The organism is Alkalihalobacterium sp. TH-98, assembly GCF_057473385.1.
The window spans coordinates 42,589-60,140 of sequence record NZ_JBYCKM010000054.1 but is presented as its reverse complement, the minus strand read 5'-3'; the positions used below and the strand labels follow the sequence as shown (position 1 = coordinate 60,140).

Genomic DNA, 17,552 nt, shown 5'->3' with positions numbered 1-17,552 from the left:
CAAACAAAGCGTTGGACTTAAATGAAACCGCCGTATACGGAACCGTACGTACGGTGGTGTGAGAGGTCGGGGGTTAGTCACCCCCTCCTACTCGATTCTACAAAATTTTTTTACAAGCCTTTGATATCAGTAAGAAAGAGGGCATATGTTAAGATAGAGTAAGAGAAAAATTAAAGGGGAAACGAATGAAGAAAATAATTGATTATTTATTGCTGACAATTGGCTCTTTAATCACTGCTGCTGGTCTTGAATTAATTTTGGCTCCAAATGGTTTAGTCGATGGTGGAGTAACAGCGATTTCTATTATGGTAAATTCCGTTTGGGGTTTTCCGATATGGGCCGTTTATATTGCCTTAAATCTTCCCACCTTATTGTTTGCAGCTAACTTTATGGGGAAACGTTTTGTGATTCGCACGGTCTATGCCAATGTAGTGACAACACTAGGTCTGATGTGGTTAGCACCAATGGCAGCAATCACCTCTTCTGAAGTTTTAATTGTCCTTTACGGCGGTCTTCTATTAGGAGTTGGGATCGGACTCGTTGTTAAATCCGGTGGTGCAGTTGATGGAACAGAGATGATTGCAATTTGGATGCAAAGACGCTTTCATATACCAATCAGCACCTTTTTACTAGCTGTCAATGCGCTTATTTTAACAGCAGCTGCTTTTGTTTTTACGTTAGAAAAGGCGATGTTTTCGATAGCTGTATTTTATATTGTTTCGAAAATGATTGATTTTGTGTTGGATGGTTTAAATCAAGGAAAATCGGTAATGATTATTTCTGACCGTCCATATGAAGTAGGAGAGAGTCTCTTAAAAGAATTAGACGTACAAATTACTTATCTTCATGGACAGGGTGGATATACTGGGGATGAACGACTTATTATTTATTGTATTACAAGCCGCTTTATGTACCCGAAACTGAAGGAAGTTGTACTAACGATCGATCCTAATGCTGTTTTAGAAGCTTCCTTTGTGACGGAAACTCAAGGGATTAAGAAAAGGCAAGTGTTCTCTGACTCAAATTCGTCGAAAAATTAGAGCAGGAAATAATCTGATAACCTCGTATTCATTAGAGTAGATATGAAAAAGGAGCTGAAGATAATGAAGATTTCGTATCATGGTCATTCTGTTGTTATGATTGAAACGAATGGTACGTCTATTATTATAGACCCGTTCATTTCAGGTAATGGACAAACTGATTTAAAGGCAGATGACGTAAAAGTAGATGTTATTTTACTAACTCATGGTCATAACGATCACGTAGGAGATACTATTGAACTGGCAAAGCGTAATCAGGCACTAGTTGTGGCACCTTTTGAATTAGCAACGTATTTAGGCTGGCAAGGCGTGAATGTCCACCCGATGCACATTGGTGGTTCTCATACGTTTGAGTTTGGAAAAGTGAAGTTAACACAAGCGTTTCACGGATCGGCCTTTGTGAAAGAAGAAGAAAATGAAATTATCTATACAGGTATGCCAAGTGGTATTCTGTTTACAGCTGAAGGTAAGACGATCTACCATGCAGGGGATACGGCGTTATTTTCAGACATGAAAATGATCGGTGAACTGAATACGATTGATGTAGCTTTCCTGCCAATCGGGGATAACTTTACAATGGGACCGGAAGATGCAGTTATAGCCGCAAAATGGCTCCAAGCGAAGCATGTTGTTCCGATTCATTTCAATACATTCCCTGTTATTGAGCAAGACGGAAGCCAATTTGCAGAAAAGCTACCTGAAGGTGTTGGAAAAGTTTTAGAAGCTGGAGAAGGCTTTGAATTATAAGTAATTTGCAAGAAAAGGCAACAGTGATGTTGTCTTTTTTTATTGGAAGCAAGTAACTATCAATTTAAGAAGATTATGCTTCTTTTTTAAAAGTAAATTCATAGAATAAAGTAGGACAACTTTAAGGTACATTTGTTGATCGATCAGGACAGAAGAAACTAGAGAAGTAACTTAAAATAAGTTTATTTGAAAGGATGAAACGAAATGAAACAAAGGCTGTTACTATGTTTACTGCTTGCATTTGCCCTTATTTATTTTGCTGTTCCTCGTATTCCATTAGGTGACCCTGGGTTAGGAGGTATTTTTGCTATCGCCTGGCTCCTATTTGCGTTAATTGTTGTCGGTGGAAATCTAGTAGGACTTCTTTACGGGAAGGAAAGAAGAAAAGCATCTGTATTGACGGAAGATACTAGAAAAGAAGGAAATAAAGTAAGAAGATATAGCAGGTAGCCTTGAAGTGCCTATCCCCGAACAGTTATAATAGAACTAATACAGTTCAGATAATTTTAATAGATACAGTTCATAAGAAAGTGTGGTGAGGGGATATGGCAACGAAACACGAACAAATATTGCAATATATTAATGATCTAGGAATCGGTGAAAAAATATCAGTTCGTCAAATTGCAAAAGCACTTAATGTCAGTGAAGGAACAGCCTATCGCGCCATTAAAGAAGCTGAAAATCAAGGATTTGTTTCGACGATTGAACGCGTCGGGACGATACGAATTGAAAAGAAAAAGAAAGAAAATATTGAAAAGCTAACGTTTGCAGAAGTCGTCAATATTGTCGATGGATCAGTTCTAGGTGGACGACAAGGTCTATACAAAACGTTAAATCGTTTTGTAATCGGTGCAATGAAACTCGATGCGATGATGCGGTATGTAGACCCGGGTAACTTATTAATTGTAGGGAACAGATACCAAGTTCATAAAATTGCTTTAGAGGCTGGAGCTGCTGTTTTGATTACAGGTGGCTTTGATACAAGTGATGAAGTTATTAAATTAGCAGACGAGTTAGAGCTTCCGATTATTTCTACAAGCTATGATACATTTACGGTTGCAACAATGATTAATCGCGCCATTTATGATCAGCTGATTAAAAAGGAAATTGTTCTTGTTGATGATATTTTAATCCCATTACAAGATACATACTATATGACGATAAATAATTCAGTTGAGAAATGGCATGAGCTCAATCAAAAAACAGGCCATAGCCGTTATCCTGTAGTAGACGAGGGGTTTAGAGTTCAAGGAATGGTCACGTCTAAAGATGTTTTAGGGGTAAACCGGTTAACGCCTATTGAAAAAGTGATGACGAAAAACCCTATAACAGTGAATGAGCGAACGTCTGTCGCTTCAGTCGCTCACGTAATGGTATGGGAAGGTATCGAGCAGCTTCCTGTAGTCGATCAACAACGAAAATTAATGGGGGTTATTAGTCGTCAGGATGTTCTAAAAGCCCTTCAAATGATTCAACGTCAGCCCCATGTGGGAGAAACGATTGAGGACGTTGTCACAAGTCGTTTTTCGGATCATTCGACTTCAGACTTTTTACTGTTTCAATGTGAAGTAACACCCCAAATGACAAACCACCTCGGAACGTTATCATATGGAGTGGTTACAACGATTGTAACAGAAGCAGGCAGTCGAGCTTTACGAAAATATAAAAAGGGCGATCTTGTCGTTGAAAATGTCACCCTTTACTTTATTAAACCCGTTCAAATTGATACGACCATTGATATTCAACCGAAAGTGCTTGAAATTGGAAGGAAGAATGGAAAAATTGATGTAGAGCTTTATCATAATGGTGAAATTGTCGGGAAAGCGTTAATGATGGCACAGCTTCTTGACTAAAAGAAAAAGAGGCAGACTCCAAAGTGTCTTCGCTCCTCTTATGAATATATAGTTACAGAACGTACGAAAAGTACAAAGTAATTATATAGGATAGTTGAGGGTCGGTCAGGTAATAGAGTCCGCCTTTTTTTCTTATTTTGCTTTTCGCTCTTCAATGACTTGGGGAAGATAATGTTTATAGTTTTGCAATCCAAAGTACGCATTAGCAACACCTAATAAAGCAAAGATAATACCAATAATAATATCTACTGTACTTCTAGGAAAGACAAGTAGATTTAGACCGAAGAAAATGAGAAATGAACCTAGTGCGATATTGGCTCGAGTTTGTTGCCACTTTTTCTCAATTGCAGCTGACGTGCGCCAAAACTTTATTTTAAAATAAATAAAGAATGCGAGCGAAATAACAATTAATATAAGCAGTGATTGTGTCATGTAGTAAGGACCTCCTTAAGCTTTGTGTCCATGAGTGGACAAGCACATTACATATTTTATCGTGAAAAGTCTAAGAAATCTAGTTATCAAAGGAGAATGACAAGTGATTGAAACAATTTTAAATAAGATCGAGGAATACGAAACGATTATTATCCATCGCCATGAACGACCAGATCCGGATGCGATTGGCTCACAAGCGGGTTTAGCAGAGTTGATAAAATCTACCTATTCGATGAAAGATGTTTATGTTGTCGGTGAAGAAGAACCATCATTACGTTTTCTTTCAACGATGGATGAAATTTCAGACTCTACATATGAAGGAGCTCTCGTCATTGTTTGTGATACGGCGAACACAGAAAGAATTAGCGATCAACGTTATAGTAAGGGCGACTTTCTTATAAAGATCGATCATCATCCAAATGAGGACCCTTATGGCGATATCGTTTGGGTGGATACCGAAGCAAGCTCAGTTAGTGAAATGATTGTCGACTTATACTTGGAAGGCAAGAAAAGAGGATTTAGCCTTTCAGATAAGGGAGCTCTTGTATTATATGCTGGACTGGTGGGGGATACAGGGCGCTTCCGTTATTCTAATACAACAACGAAAACCCATCAGTACACGGGTGAACTGTTGAAGTTTAACATTGATCAAAGTGATTTTTATTCGAGATTTTATAAGAAGGATTTAAAAATGACTCGGCTAGAAGGGTACATTTTTCAGCATTTTGAAGTGCATGAAGACGGTCTGGGGGTCATGAACTTAACAGCTGACATTCTTAAAAAATTTAATGTTACGGCTAATGAATCCTCGCAACTAGTAAACTGCTTCAGTGATGTGGAAGGACTGAAAGCCTGGGTATTTTTCGTAGAAGATGAAGATAGCGAAAACATTCGGGTGCGCTTACGATCTAAAGGACCGCATATTAATCAAATTGCACAAAAGTATCGTGGGGGTGGTCACCCAATGGCATCCGGAGCAAAAGCGAAAGATTGGGAAGAGACGAAGAGCATTGTTGCAGATTTACATGAGGTTTGTAAAAGCTATCAATAGAGTTTATTTTTGATGAGGCAGATTTAGAGTTTGGACTTTCCTTTTACTGTAAAAATAACAACCTAAAGTATTGTTTAGTATATGTTTCTACCAATAAATAGAAAATACATAATCTAAAGGTAAGTTTAGGGTCAGTTTCTTCCTAAAATTGGAATATTTATACTCTAAAGCGTAGTTTAGAGCTAAAATTTCCCTTTAACTGGAACTTTATTAATCTAAACCATAGTTTAGATTAAAAAATTTCCTCTAAATGGTAATTGTACGACCTAAATTAACTTTTAGGGCGTAGATTTTCCTATAAATGGATTAAATGTAACCTAAAGCGGGGTTAAGGTGCGAGCACACTAAGAAATGCACACGGAAGTTAAAACAAATCATACAAAACATGAGAGAAAATGCTTCCTAATAGAAGAGAGGCTATCCAAAAATTCACTATGCCAGTGAACACTTTAGGATAGCCTCTCCTAGAAATTAATCTTTTTTGTTGGCTGGAATAAACCATGAACCCATTTCAGTAACGTCTTCGTAAACATCAATACCTTCTTTAGCAAGTTGTTTTTTTATCATTTCGGTTACTTCTTTAGATTCTGCGAACGCAGAATAGCCAGCTTTCAACTTTTCGACTTTCTTTAAAGCCATTTCTTTTCGGTTAATCACCATTTCTTTTCCCGTAACATCCATGGTAAAGCACCTCCTAGGCATTGGAGTAATTTGTACGATGAGACAAATATGCTAATTATATTATAACGGAAAAAGCTCGGAAATGAGAGTGTTTTGAAGTATTTTTTGCAAATCGTTCAAACAAGAGAATTCAATATTGCTATAAACGATACGCAGTTGAAAAATCAAAGCACGCGCTCTATCTTCACATAAAGCTTCAAGGTTGTGTATAAGTAGACTTGTTCGACTTTTAGCTTGTAACGACCGTCACCAATTTGAAATTCAGTATTTTCTAGCGTTTTGATCATCAGTTCATTTGTCGAGGCAACCGTAGCGATATCTTTTCCTTTTAGAAAACGAAGTTCATTCAATCCTTTTTGTTTTAGCTCATATAAAGTCAGCTCACTCAACTTTACTTGTTTTTCATTTGTAAAATACATTTCTAATTCTTGGATCGTCAGTCTTTTCTCATTTTCTTCATTCAGCTTTTTTTCCACACTCCGTAACGTCTCAATGTCTTTGTTTAGGTTATCAATCGTGATTTGTTGCTTTTTAATTTCACTTACTAGCGTTTCATTTATAGCACCGAATTCATAAACAAAAAACACCCAACCGATAATCATACCAATTATTACACCTGCAAAAAATCGCTGCCAGCCTGGTCTTTTATAATAAGGAGGGACTCTCATGAAGCGCTACTCCTGGGTCAGCCAATGAATAATCGTTGTCCCAGCTTGGGCCCCACATAAGGCAGCAAAAATCATAAATAACGTTTTAAAAATATCATCGTGTGTGCCTTGAAACAACCCGCGCTCTAAACTCGTAAACGCATCAAAAGTTCCACCGATTGCGGCAACGATCGCCCAAATTTTTAAGCTTGCAGCTAGTTCACTAATTTTTTGTAACGGAGGTTCTCCAATTAGAAAGGCGCTTATGCCTCCAATAATTGCTCCTCCAATGATTACACCGAAAGCGACAAAGAAGTCAACGACGAGAGTAGCAGCAAAATTTCGGTCCATAAAGAACCTCTCCTTTATCTATACTAGTTAATTTCCTTTTTACATGTATAGCTAGTCTGAACGAATAATATGCTTGTTTTTTCCTTTATGAGGATGTTCAATAAGTCCGGGAAAAATAGCTGTCGAAACTCTTCGTCAGCTTGCTCCTTCACTCCTCACGTATTAACACCATACGTTCCGGTGCTCGGAGGCTACGCTTCCTCAATTTTCTCGGCTCTTTTTGTCCTCCTTTTTGAACACGCACTTTATATTTATGCGTAGTATAATAAAAATGGAGAAAAGAAAAAGAGAATGATAATGGATTGCCATACAGTAAGTGGATGATTCACAAGATGCTGTTAGTAAAAGGGACAAAAGCATACGAATGGATACATCCTATATAAAAGGGAGAGAAAACAGATGAGTTTTGTACATCTGCATTTACATACTGAGTACAGCTTGTTGAAAGGAACTTGCCGTATCCGTGAAGTGGTTCAACGTGCTAAGGAAAGTGGTTTTACAGCACTTGCGATCACTGACGAGAATGTTCTTTTTGGTGTCATTCCTTTTTATAAGGCTTGTCTTGAAGAAGGGATTAAACCAATCATAGGCTTAGAATTGAAAGTAACGAAAGATGGGGGAACCAATGTATTTCCTTTCTTGTTATATGCCAAAAATGAAGCAGGGTATCGACAACTGATTTCCCTTTCCACCATAGCGAACCAATCCGATACAGCTATAGTAGACTTGGAAACGGTCTTAAAGTTTAGTGATGATTTAATCATCGTTATTGGTTACGAAGGTGGATTGGTATTAGATGCGATTCATTCGAATCATTACGAGCGAATAAAAAGTTATATTTCAAAGATAACATCCAAGGTGAGTTTGGATGATTTGTATATTGAACTGCAAATCCACCATCGGGAAGACCTACTCACGCTGAATAGACTAGTTCAACTTGCTAACTCATTAAAAATTGAGATCGTCGCTTCAAACCATGTTTATTTTACAAGTAAAGATCAGCTATTAGGTTTTCAAATTGTTAATAGTATTCGAAATGGACAATGGCTAGATGAAGAAAGTCGCCATGAACAATATTATTTTAAAACAGAATCAGAAATGAAACAGATCTTCAACAAATATCCAAGTTTTCTAGCGAATACATTAAAAATAGCTGAACAGTGTTCACTTTCGCTTACCTTAGGAAAAATCCATCTTCCTAAGTTTCCGTTAAGTTCTGACGTTACGAGTGATAATTACTTATCTGATATTTGCCATAACCAGTTGAGACTAAAATATCAAGAGGTGACAGAAACAATAGTAGAAAGATTAAGATACGAACTTCAAGTCATCTCTACGATGGGCTTTAGTGACTATTTCTTAATCGTTTGGGACTTTATGAAGTTTGCTAGAGAAGAAGGAATGATTACAGGTCCAGGGCGTGGATCTGCTGCTGGTTCATTAGTCGCTTACCTTTTAAATATTACAAAAATAGATCCCATTCAATATGGTTTATTATTTGAACGGTTTTTAAATCCAGAACGAGTCACAATGCCTGATATTGATATCGATTTTCCGGATCATCGTCGCGATGAAGTCATCGAATATGTCCGGCAAAAATATGGTGAAAAGCATGTAGCACAAATTATTACATTCGGTACATTGGCTGCTCGGGCAGCCATTCGTGATGTTGGTCGGGTGCTAGGCATTGATACTAGAGTCGTTGATAAAGTCGCAAAACTAATTCCTAATACACCTGGAATTAAGTTAGAACAAGCAGTAACAGACAGTAAGAGATTACAAACGATACTGGAAGAAACACCTGAAGCCAAAAAATTATACGATGCTGCATTATTAGTGGAAGGTTTACCTCGTCACACGTCAACTCATGCTGCAGGTGTAGTGATGAGTTCAACGCCGCTAACGGATCATGTACCGCTCCTAATTGAGGAAGACCGGGCATCATTGACACAATATCCAATGGATATTTTAGAGGAAATCGGGTTATTAAAAATGGATTTTCTCGGTCTTAGAAATTTAACGCTTTTAGAACAAATTGTTCAGGCAATTCATAAAAGTACAGGTGAACACGTAGATTTAGATGCATTGCCTTTAGATGATCCAAAGACGTTTGAGCTTCTGTCTAGAGGAGAAACGACGGGAATATTCCAGCTAGAGTCTCAAGGCATGCGAAGGGTTTTACAACAACTCCTGCCTACTGAATTTGAAGATATCGTTGCTGTTAATGCACTTTATCGTCCGGGTCCGATGGAATTTATCGGGACGTATATTGATGGTAAGCATCAAAAGCGTAAAGTGACTTATTCGCACCCAGATTTAGAACCTGTCTTAAAGCCGACGTATGGAGTAATCGTTTATCAGGAGCAAATTATGCAGATTGCCGCAACAATGGCAGGTTTTTCTCTAGGAGAAGCGGATTTATTAAGAAGAGCGGTAAGTAAGAAAAAGCGGGAAGTGTTAGAAGAACAACGGTTTCATTTCGTGAGTGGAGCAAAAGAACAAGGATATGAAGAAGCGAGTGCCAATGACGTCTATAACATGATTGTTCGATTTGCTAATTATGGGTTTAACCGCAGTCATGCGGTGGCCTATAGTATGATTGCTTATCAGTTGGCTTATTTAAAGGCTAACTTCCCGAAACCGTTTTATGCTGCTTTGTTTTCGAGTGTTATTTTTCACCAAGAAAAGCTCAGCCAATATATCGCAGAAGCCAAAAATCATGGGATTTCTATTTTAGCTCCTCATATTAATTATAGTTTTTATCCGTTTTCCTTAGAAGAACTGGGGATTCGCTTTGGATTTGCACCTATTCGGCACGTTGGACAAAAAGCAGCATTAGAAATTGTTAAGCAAAGGGCGAGAAGTGAGTTCAAAGACTTATTTGATTTTTGTGCCCGAGTTGATACTCGAATTGTTACGAAACGAGCGTTAGAGGCTCTAATTGTTGCTGGATGCTTTGATGAATTTGGCTATCACCGCGCACAACTATTAGCAACATTAGATGATGCGATGGAGTATGGAGACGAAATCAGGAAAAGCGAAACGGCGGATGGACAATTGTTTTCTATGCAACTCGATCAACCTAATTATTATTCGGTTCCGCCATTTAGCGAAGAAGAGCTGCTCCGCTTTGAAAAAGAAATGACGGGATTGTATCTTTCAGGTCATCCAATCGAAAATTATAGTAAGGTGTTGAAATCATATAACCGTATAACGAGCAGACAAATCGTAGTGAAAGAAAAGGGAACGAAGCATATTTTGGCAGGCTTTTTGCAAAGTGTAAGAATAGTAAAAACGAAGAAAGGAGAGGAAATGGGATTTATTCGTCTTCAGGATGAAGAAGGTGAAGTAGAAATCGTTATATTCCCTCAAGTTTGGCAACACTATAAACAAATTATGAAAGAAAAAGAATTAATTCTTGTCGAGGTGCTAGTAGAAGAACGACAAGAAAGAAGATCGTTTATTGCCCAACACCTAGTCCTAATAAAAGAGCTAAAAGAAAAACCGAAAGAAACGAGAATTTTTCTGCGCATTCAAGAAAAGTATGAGAATAAGGCAGTCTTGGAAAAGGTGAAAAATATTCTCTTAACTCACCAAGGTGAAGCGCAAGTCATTCTATTTTACGAGAAAACAAATAAAAAAGTGATTCTAGCCGCCCAGTATTCGATTAGTAGTACAGGTGAAGCGATTGGACAGCTACAGGAAATTTTAGGTACCAAAAATGTTGTTATAAAAAGCGAATAAGTAGTGTAACGGTTTATTGGTTCTGGTATAATATAGTCAGTTTGTTAGTGGTCAGACCAGTAAAAACATTGGAAATATTTGCTGGATTGCCAATAGGTAGAGAGAGAAGGGAGAGAATGCACATGTCGACACTCAGAGAAGAAGCCCTACATATGCATCGAATAAATCAAGGAAAGTTAGAATCAAAATCAAAGGTTGCCGTTCGAAATGCGGAAGATTTAAGTCTTGCTTATTCCCCTGGAGTAGCTGAGCCGTGTAAAGAAATTTTTGATAACGTGGAGAACGTTTATGAATACACGATGAAAGGTAATATGGTTGCTGTTGTTTCAGATGGTACAGCCGTTTTAGGGCTAGGAAATATCGGACCTGAAGCAGCCTTACCTGTAATGGAGGGAAAAGCTGTTTTATTTAAGTCTTTTGCTGGAGTAGATGCTTTTCCCATCTGCTTAAAGACCAATGATGTAGAGAAAATCATCGAAACCGTTAAGTTACTTGAACCGACGTTTGGCGGGGTCAACCTAGAAGATATTGCAGCACCAAATTGTTTCGTTATTGAAGAACGTTTAAAGAGAGAGACAAATATTCCAATATTTCATGATGACCAACATGGAACAGCGATTGTTACGTTAGCAGGTTTAATTAACGCGTTAAAACTAACAGGGAAGAAAATGTCTCAGATAAAAGTAGTTGCCAATGGTGCAGGAGCAGCTGGAATTGCCATCATTAAATTAATGCATAGCATGGGTGTTCGAGACATTATTATGTGTGACTCAAAAGGTGCAATTTATGAAGGACGACCATACGGTATGAATGACGTGAAAGCCGAAGTAGCTAAGTTTACAAACCGTGAACAAAAAGAAGGCAACTTAGAAGATGTGATCAAAGGTACTGATGTTTTCATCGGTGTATCGGTTGCAGGTGCACTTACGAAAGAAATGATTGAAAGTATGAATGATGAGCCTACCATTTTTGCCATGGCGAACCCAGTTCCGGAGATTATGCCAGAAGATGCAAAAGCAGCTGGAGCAAAAGTAATTGGTACAGGTCGATCAGACTTTCCAAATCAGGTGAATAATGTTTTAGCGTTCCCAGGTATTTTCCGTGGTGCTTTAGATGTTCGTGCAACTCACATTAATGAAGAAATGAAAGTAGCTGCAGTCGAAGCGATTGCAAGCTTAGTAAGTGATGAAGAGTTAAATGAAGATTATGTCATTCCAGCCCCGTTTGATCCGAGAGTAGCACCGGCTGTAGCTGCAGCTGTAGCAAAAGCAGCAATGGAAACAGGGGTGGCACGGAAAAAGGTCGACCCAGAGCAAGTTGCAGAAAAAACGCGAAAACTTGCGGTTATTGAATAGTTTAAGAAAAAGGATGTGAGTATAGTGGCTAACGACCATCCGAAAGTGTATATAGAGATCATTAAACAATTAAACCAAATTATTCGTAACGACCAATTAAAAAGCGGAGATCGCCTCCCATCTGAGCGTGAGTTAAGTGAACGTCTTCAGGTGGGACGTTCTTCTGTAAGAGAAGCTTTTCGAGCACTTGAATTACTGGAGTTGATTGAAACACGTCGCGGCGAAGGAACGTTTATTAAAAAAGTAGGAAGTCATCGATTAGTAGAAATTATCTTATCTTTTATATTAAATGATGATAGTGCTAGAGAAGATTTGGCTGAGACAAGGAAGATCGTTGAAGTTGAAGCGTTGCGCTTAGCGTGCCAACGTATTACAGATGAACAACTTGTTAGATTAAAAGAACTAATTGAGAAATCAAAAAGTGAATGGAGTCATGGTGATTTTCCTGTTGAAGAAGACTACTTATTCCATAAAACAATTGTAGAAGCTTGTCATAACGTTCTCATGTTGAATTTATGGATGCCGTTAGTAGAGTATAACAAAGTGTCTATTCGGGAATCGCTGGCTCGTGAGGGAAGACCTGAAGCATCAATTGCTGAACACGAAGAAATTTTTGAAGCTTTGTCGAGAAAAAACGAAGAAGACGCTGTCAAAGCTTTAGAAAAACACTTGAAAAACAGTCGATTTTAATCGTTTTTTCACGAACGATTAATTGGGCGATTTATTGCGATTAAAGAAATTAGTATGATATGATAATGTAAAATTTTGATAGAAAATTATCTCTAGTTAGAGAGAGGTGTCATTGTGTTAAGAGACTTTTTTTCAAAAAAGAAAAAGTATGCAACAATCCCATCTGAGCGTGCTAAACAAGAGGTGCCAGAAGGGTTAATGACCAAATGTCCAGTGTGCCGAACGATCATGTACACGAAAGAATTAAAAAAGAATTTATTTGTCTGCTCTTCTTGCGGACATCACCATAGAATGACTGCTTATGAGAGAATTGACAGTTTAGTCGATACAGGAACTTTTGAAGAGTTTGATAAAAATATGATAGCGAAGGACCCGTTAAACTTTCCTACATATGAAGAAAAGTTAGAGCAGGACCGTAAGAAAACAGAACTAAATGAAGCTGTTGTAACTGGACGCGGGGAAATGGACGGATATCCTGCAGTGATTGGAGTCATGGATGCACGCTTCCGCATGGGAAGTATGGGCTCAGTCGTCGGTGAAAAGATTACACGTGCGATTGAACAAGCTATTAATAGAAAAGAACCTTTTATCCTATTTTCTGCTTCAGGTGGAGCGAGAATGCAAGAAGGTGTATTAAGCTTGATGCAAATGGCAAAAACAAGCTCTGCACTTCAGAAGCTAGATAAACAAGGTGGCTTATTTATATCAATTATGACCCACCCTACTACAGGGGGAGTTTCTGCTAGTTTTGCCTCTCTTGGTGATTATAACTTTGCAGAACCAAAAGCTTTAATTGGCTTTGCAGGTCGAAGAATCATTGAACAAACTATTCGTCAAGAGCTTCCAGAAGATTTTCAAACCGCTGAATTTCTACTAAAGCATGGGCAACTTGATAGAGTTGTTCATCGTCAAGATATGAAAGACACGCTTGTAAAAGTTATTTCAATGCATCAATAAGTAAGGAGGTGGAATAGATGTCTGAGTTGAGTTTTGAAAAACCGATTGTAGAACTTAAAGAGAAAATTAAAGAACTTAAATCCTTTACACAAGAAAAGGATATTGATCTTTCCGCTGAAATTGTAAAGCTAGAATCTAGACTTGAACAGTTAGAAACGGAAATATACGGAAATTTAAAACCTTGGGAACGTGTACAAATTGCCCGTTTAGGAGACAGGCCGACAACACTAGACTATATTGAAAACCTATTCACTGACTTTATTGAAATGCATGGAGATCGCTTATATGGCGATGATGCAGCAATTGTCGGTGGAATTGCCAAGTATAAAGGAAATCCCGTAACAATTATTGGACACCAGCGCGGTAAAGATACGAAAGAAAACATTCGCAGAAACTTTGGTATGCCGCATCCTGAAGGGTATCGAAAAGCTCTAAGATTAATGAAACAAGCCAATAAATTTGGACGACCGATTATCTGTTTCTTAGATACAAAAGGTGCGTATCCTGGAATGTCAGCTGAAGAGCGAGGCCAAAGTGAAGCTATTGCTCGTAATTTACTGGAAATGTCAGGGTTTACCGTTCCTATTATTTGTGTTGTCATCGGTGAAGGAGCAAGTGGCGGAGCTCTAGCAATTGGGGTAGGGAACCGAATCTATATGTTAGAAAATACGTGGTTTTCAGTTATTTCTCCTGAAGGTGCAGCTGCTTTACTTTGGAAAGATGCAGGCCAAGCCCAACGTGCAGCAGATACGATGAAAATTACGGCTCCGGATCTAAAAGAGTTAGGGGTTATTGATGATATTGTTCCTGAAGTCAGAGGCGGAGCTCACCGTGATGTGAAAGAACAAGCAAAACTGATTGACAATATCATCCAAAAGGCATTAAATGAAATGTCGTCTCTTTCTCCAGAAGAACTCGTTGAGGAGCGACATAAAAAATACAAAAATATTGGACAATATACGTTTGTAAACGATACCATTGGCATAAGATAAGGAAAAGTGCTTTCTATCAACTATAGAAAGCACTTTTCTTTTCAAAATAGAGCTATTGTTTTCCTTATTTCAACATGGTAGATTGAATAATGCAGATACACACGTAAGGAGGAAAATGAAATGAAAAAAATTGGTGTGTTAACTAGTGGTGGCGATTCACCAGGAATGAATGCTGCCATACGTGCAGTTGTCCGTAAGGCAATTTTTCATGGGTTAGAAGTGTACGGTGTTTATGGTGGTTATTCCGGTCTAATTACAGGAGAAATTAAAAAGTTAGAAATTGGATCCGTTGGTGATATTATTCATCGTGGAGGAACGATGTTACATACAGCACGCTGTGAAGAATTTAAAACAGAAGCCGGCCAGAAAAAAGCAATTGAGCAGTTAAATAAATTTGGTATTGAAGGGTTAGTCGTTATCGGTGGTGATGGTTCCTACCGTGGTGCGCAAAAATTAACGGAACATGGATTTCCTACTATAGGGGTACCTGGTACGATTGATAATGATATTCCAGGGACAGACTTCACGATTGGCTTTGATACAGCATTAAATACAATTATTGATGCGATCGATAAAATTCGAGATACAGCTACCTCTCATGAACGAACATACGTTGTAGAAGTAATGGGACGAGATGCAGGTGATTTAGCATTGTGCGCTGGACTATCAGGCGGTGCAGAATCGATTATTATTCCTGAAGCTCCTTACGAAATGGAGCAAATTGTAAGTCGTCTAAAAAGAGGGCATCAGCGTGGTAAAAAACATAGTATTATTATTGTTGCTGAAGGTGTAGGAAGCGGAATTGATATTGGTCAAAAAATTCAAGAGGAAACGAGCCTAGAAACACGTGTAACAGTATTAGGTCATATTCAACGCGGTGGTTCTCCAACTGCAGCTGACCGTGTACTTGCAAGTCGTCTAGGGGCAAAAGCTGTAGAATTGTTACTTGAAGGCCAAGCTGGAAGAACAGTTGGGATCGAAAACAATAAACTTGTTCATCACGACATAAATGAAATTCTTCAAGTAAAACATAGTATTGATAATGAAATGTATAAACTTTCGCAGGAACTGTCAATATAAAACGATTTAGTTCTTGAAACGAATAAAAACACAACTTGTGAATAGTTAAACAATTAGATTGGGAGGAATACTATAACGATGCGTAAAACAAAAATAGTATGTACGATTGGTCCTGCTAGTGAAACGGTTGAAAAATTAGTCTCTTTAATGGAAGCTGGTATGAATGTAGCGCGATTAAACTTTTCTCACGGTGATTTCGAAGAGCACGGTGCTAGAATCAAAAATATCCGTGAAGCTGCTGAGATCACAGGAAAAAATGTAGCAATCTTATTAGATACAAAAGGTCCAGAAATTCGAACACAAACGGTTGAAGGTGGAGCAGTCGAACTTAAGCAAGGCCAAGAATTAGTCATCTCCATGGAAGAAGTAGTTGGCAATGAATCAAAAATTTCAATTACATATCCTGGTCTTATTAATGACGTTCATCCCGGATCTAAGATTTTGTTAGATGATGGCTTAATCGGCTTAGAAGTTATTGAAGTAGGAACAAACGATATTCGAACAAAAGTGCTAAATACAGGTATTTTAAAAAATAAAAAAGGTGTTAATGTACCAAATGTAAGTGTTAATTTACCGGCAATAACTGAAAAAGATGCTGAAGATATTAAATTTGGAGTCGAGCAAGGCGTTGACTTTATTGCTGCTTCATTTGTAAGAAGAGCATCTGACGTTCTTGAAATGAAAGAGCTGTTAGAAAAGTATAATGCATCTGACATCCATATTATTCCTAAAATTGAAAACCAAGAAGGTGTGGATAACATCGATGAAATCCTACAAATCGCTGATGGCTTAATGGTAGCTCGTGGTGATTTAGGAGTTGAAATTCCTGCCGAAGAAGTGCCGCTTGTGCAAAAAGAATTAATCAAAAAGTGTAATGCGGTTGCTAAACCTGTTATTACAGCAACACAAATGCTTGACTCAATGCAACGTAACCCTCGTCCAACTCGAGCAGAAGCAAGTGACGTAGCTAACGCTATTTTTGATGGCACAGATGCGATTATGTTGTCTGGAGAGACGGCGGCTGGGGATTATCCGGTTGAGTCTGTACAAACAATGCACACGATTGCGCAACGTACAGAAGAAGCATTAAACTATAAAGAAATGCTGTCTAAACGAATTAAAGATACTCGAGTAACGATTACAAGTGCAATTAGTCAGTCGGTTTCTCATACAGCGTATAACTTAAATGCATCAGCAATCCTAACTGCAACTGAAAGTGGATATACAGCTAAAGTAACGGCGAAATATCGTCCAAAAGCGCCAGTTATTGCAGTAACAAGCAGCGAAAAAGTATTACGTCGTTTAGCGCTAGTTTGGGGCGTTGTACCACAACTAGGAAGAGAAGCTTCAACAACAGATGAAATGCTTGATATTACTGTACAAGCTGCTATGGGTTCAGGTTATGTTAAGCACGGTGATTTAGTCGTTATAACAGCAGGAGTACCGGTTGGAGAAACGGGTACGACAAACTTACTGAAAGTACACGTAATTGGTGAAGTTGTTGCAAAGGGACAAGGTATTGGCCGCAGAACGGCGACAGGAAAAGTCGTTGTGGCATCAACAGCTGAAGAAGCGAACGAAAAAGTAAATGTTGGCGATGTTCTAGTTACACTAAGTACTGATAAAGATATGATCCCTGCTTTTGAAAAAGCAGCTGCAGTTATTACAGAAGAAGGTGGTTTAACTTCACATGCAGCCGTTGTTGGTTTAAATTTAGGGAAACCAGTAATTGTTGGTGTTGAGTTAGCTTCTGAACGATTTAAAGATGGGGAAGAAGTGACAGTCGACAGTGCAAGAGGCGATATTTACAGAGGACATGCTAGTGTTTTATAATTAGAAAAGAAGGGGTTTTCCCTTCTTTTTTTAGATTATGATTACTTTCAAGATGATGGAGTGATTTTCGGTTGGTTAAAGACTCAAAGTCAGTATGAA

At 38.2% G+C, this 17,552-nt stretch carries 16 protein-coding genes; 12 read left to right on the top strand and 4 right to left on the bottom strand.

Annotation, left to right across the window (positions count from 1 at the left end; translation table 11 throughout):
- The first annotated feature begins 185 nt into the window (after window positions 1-185).
- The 4 genes from AC2VNP_RS20935 (at window position 186) to AC2VNP_RS20920 (ending at window position 3,640) form a co-directional block, all read left to right on the top strand.
- Window positions 186-1,040 (top strand): YitT family protein, encoded by an 855-nt coding sequence (locus tag AC2VNP_RS20935; RefSeq protein ID WP_486919228.1) that lies wholly within the window; start codon window positions 186-188, stop codon window positions 1,038-1,040.
- A gap of 63 nt (window positions 1,041-1,103) precedes the next feature.
- Window positions 1,104-1,787, top strand: a complete 684-nt coding sequence (locus AC2VNP_RS20930) for a metal-dependent hydrolase (RefSeq protein WP_486919226.1) — start codon at window positions 1,104-1,106, stop codon at window positions 1,785-1,787.
- Window positions 1,788-1,991: 204 nt separating this feature from the next.
- A complete protein-coding gene (locus tag AC2VNP_RS20925) occupies window positions 1,992-2,237 on the top strand; it encodes a hypothetical protein (RefSeq protein WP_486919224.1) in 246 nt (81 codons plus the stop codon).
- A gap of 95 nt (window positions 2,238-2,332) precedes the next feature.
- Complete coding sequence (locus tag AC2VNP_RS20920) at window positions 2,333-3,640, top strand: DRTGG domain-containing protein (RefSeq protein WP_486919223.1); 1,308 nt, start codon at window positions 2,333-2,335, stop codon at window positions 3,638-3,640.
- Window positions 3,641-3,772: 132 nt separating this feature from the next.
- On the opposite strand, the gene AC2VNP_RS20915 is transcribed toward AC2VNP_RS20920, so the two are convergent.
- Window positions 3,773-4,072, bottom strand: a complete 300-nt coding sequence (locus tag AC2VNP_RS20915) for a YtpI family protein (protein ID WP_486919221.1) — start codon at window positions 4,070-4,072, stop codon at window positions 3,773-3,775.
- A 103-nt stretch (window positions 4,073-4,175) separates the two neighbouring features.
- Between AC2VNP_RS20915 and AC2VNP_RS20910 the strand changes: the two genes are divergently transcribed.
- Complete coding sequence (locus AC2VNP_RS20910; RefSeq protein WP_486919219.1) at window positions 4,176-5,123, top strand: DHH family phosphoesterase; 948 nt, start codon at window positions 4,176-4,178, stop codon at window positions 5,121-5,123.
- A 471-nt stretch (window positions 5,124-5,594) separates the two neighbouring features.
- On the opposite strand, the gene AC2VNP_RS20905 is transcribed toward AC2VNP_RS20910, so the two are convergent.
- The 3 genes from AC2VNP_RS20905 to ytrH all read right to left on the bottom strand — a co-directional run bounded on the left by AC2VNP_RS20905 (window position 5,595) and on the right by ytrH (window position 6,802).
- Window positions 5,595-5,804 carry a YtzJ family protein gene (locus AC2VNP_RS20905; protein WP_275116955.1) on the bottom strand — a complete coding sequence of 70 codons (210 nt, stop codon included), beginning with the start codon at window positions 5,802-5,804 and terminating at the stop codon, window positions 5,595-5,597.
- Between the two features lie 164 nt (window positions 5,805-5,968).
- Complete coding sequence (gene ytrI / locus AC2VNP_RS20900) at window positions 5,969-6,472, bottom strand: sporulation membrane protein YtrI (RefSeq protein WP_486919218.1); 504 nt, start codon at window positions 6,470-6,472, stop codon at window positions 5,969-5,971.
- Window positions 6,473-6,478: 6 nt separating this feature from the next.
- Entirely contained in the window at window positions 6,479-6,802 is a 324-nt protein-coding gene (gene ytrH / locus AC2VNP_RS20895; RefSeq protein ID WP_216828919.1) for a sporulation membrane protein YtrH, read from the bottom strand.
- 399 nt (window positions 6,803-7,201) lie between these two features.
- On the opposite strand from ytrH, the gene dnaE reads away from it, so the two are divergent.
- The 7 genes from dnaE (at window position 7,202) to pyk (ending at window position 17,453) form a co-directional block, all read left to right on the top strand.
- Window positions 7,202-10,546 (top strand): DNA polymerase III subunit alpha, encoded by a 3,345-nt coding sequence (gene dnaE, locus AC2VNP_RS20890; protein ID WP_486919216.1) that lies wholly within the window; start codon window positions 7,202-7,204, stop codon window positions 10,544-10,546.
- Between the two features lie 122 nt (window positions 10,547-10,668).
- Window positions 10,669-11,901: an NADP-dependent malic enzyme gene (gene ystJ / locus AC2VNP_RS20885; RefSeq protein WP_486919214.1), complete on the top strand. Its 1,233-nt coding sequence runs from the start codon at window positions 10,669-10,671 to the stop codon at window positions 11,899-11,901.
- A 24-nt stretch (window positions 11,902-11,925) separates the two neighbouring features.
- Complete coding sequence (locus AC2VNP_RS20880; protein WP_486919213.1) at window positions 11,926-12,591, top strand: FadR/GntR family transcriptional regulator; 666 nt, start codon at window positions 11,926-11,928, stop codon at window positions 12,589-12,591.
- 114 nt (window positions 12,592-12,705) lie between these two features.
- Window positions 12,706-13,548, top strand: a complete 843-nt coding sequence (gene accD, locus AC2VNP_RS20875) for an acetyl-CoA carboxylase, carboxyltransferase subunit beta (protein WP_486919211.1) — start codon at window positions 12,706-12,708, stop codon at window positions 13,546-13,548.
- Window positions 13,549-13,565: 17 nt separating this feature from the next.
- A complete protein-coding gene (accA, locus tag AC2VNP_RS20870; protein ID WP_486919209.1) occupies window positions 13,566-14,540 on the top strand; it encodes an acetyl-CoA carboxylase carboxyl transferase subunit alpha in 975 nt (324 codons plus the stop codon).
- A 120-nt stretch (window positions 14,541-14,660) separates the two neighbouring features.
- Window positions 14,661-15,620, top strand: a complete 960-nt coding sequence (gene pfkA / locus AC2VNP_RS20865; protein ID WP_486919207.1) for a 6-phosphofructokinase — start codon at window positions 14,661-14,663, stop codon at window positions 15,618-15,620.
- A 78-nt stretch (window positions 15,621-15,698) separates the two neighbouring features.
- Window positions 15,699-17,453: a pyruvate kinase gene (gene pyk, locus AC2VNP_RS20860; protein ID WP_486919205.1), complete on the top strand. Its 1,755-nt coding sequence runs from the start codon at window positions 15,699-15,701 to the stop codon at window positions 17,451-17,453.
- Window positions 17,454-17,552: the final 99 nt, after the last annotated feature.

Excerpts from the sequence above, each read along its gene's own strand:
- AC2VNP_RS20915 (WP_486919221.1), bottom strand. The coding sequence starts at position 4,072 with ATGACACAATCACTGCTTATATTAATTGTTATTTCGCTCGCATTCTTT.
- AC2VNP_RS20930 (WP_486919226.1), top strand. The coding sequence starts at position 1,104 with ATGAAGATTTCGTATCATGGTCATTCTGTTGTTATGATTGAAACGAAT.
- pfkA (WP_486919207.1), top strand. The coding sequence starts at position 14,661 with ATGAAAAAAATTGGTGTGTTAACTAGTGGTGGCGATTCACCAGGAATG.
- ytrH (WP_216828919.1), bottom strand. The coding sequence starts at position 6,802 with ATGGACCGAAATTTTGCTGCTACTCTCGTCGTTGACTTCTTTGTCGCT.
- AC2VNP_RS20935 (WP_486919228.1), top strand. The coding sequence starts at position 186 with ATGAAGAAAATAATTGATTATTTATTGCTGACAATTGGCTCTTTAATC.
- accA (WP_486919209.1), top strand. The coding sequence starts at position 13,566 with ATGTCTGAGTTGAGTTTTGAAAAACCGATTGTAGAACTTAAAGAGAAA.
- AC2VNP_RS20905 (WP_275116955.1), bottom strand. The coding sequence starts at position 5,804 with ATGGATGTTACGGGAAAAGAAATGGTGATTAACCGAAAAGAAATGGCT.
- dnaE (WP_486919216.1), top strand. The coding sequence starts at position 7,202 with ATGAGTTTTGTACATCTGCATTTACATACTGAGTACAGCTTGTTGAAA.
- pyk (WP_486919205.1), top strand. The coding sequence starts at position 15,699 with ATGCGTAAAACAAAAATAGTATGTACGATTGGTCCTGCTAGTGAAACG.
- AC2VNP_RS20920 (WP_486919223.1), top strand. The coding sequence starts at position 2,333 with ATGGCAACGAAACACGAACAAATATTGCAATATATTAATGATCTAGGA.
- ytrI (WP_486919218.1), bottom strand. The coding sequence starts at position 6,472 with ATGAGAGTCCCTCCTTATTATAAAAGACCAGGCTGGCAGCGATTTTTT.
- AC2VNP_RS20925 (WP_486919224.1), top strand. The coding sequence starts at position 1,992 with ATGAAACAAAGGCTGTTACTATGTTTACTGCTTGCATTTGCCCTTATT.
- ystJ (WP_486919214.1), top strand. The coding sequence starts at position 10,669 with ATGTCGACACTCAGAGAAGAAGCCCTACATATGCATCGAATAAATCAA.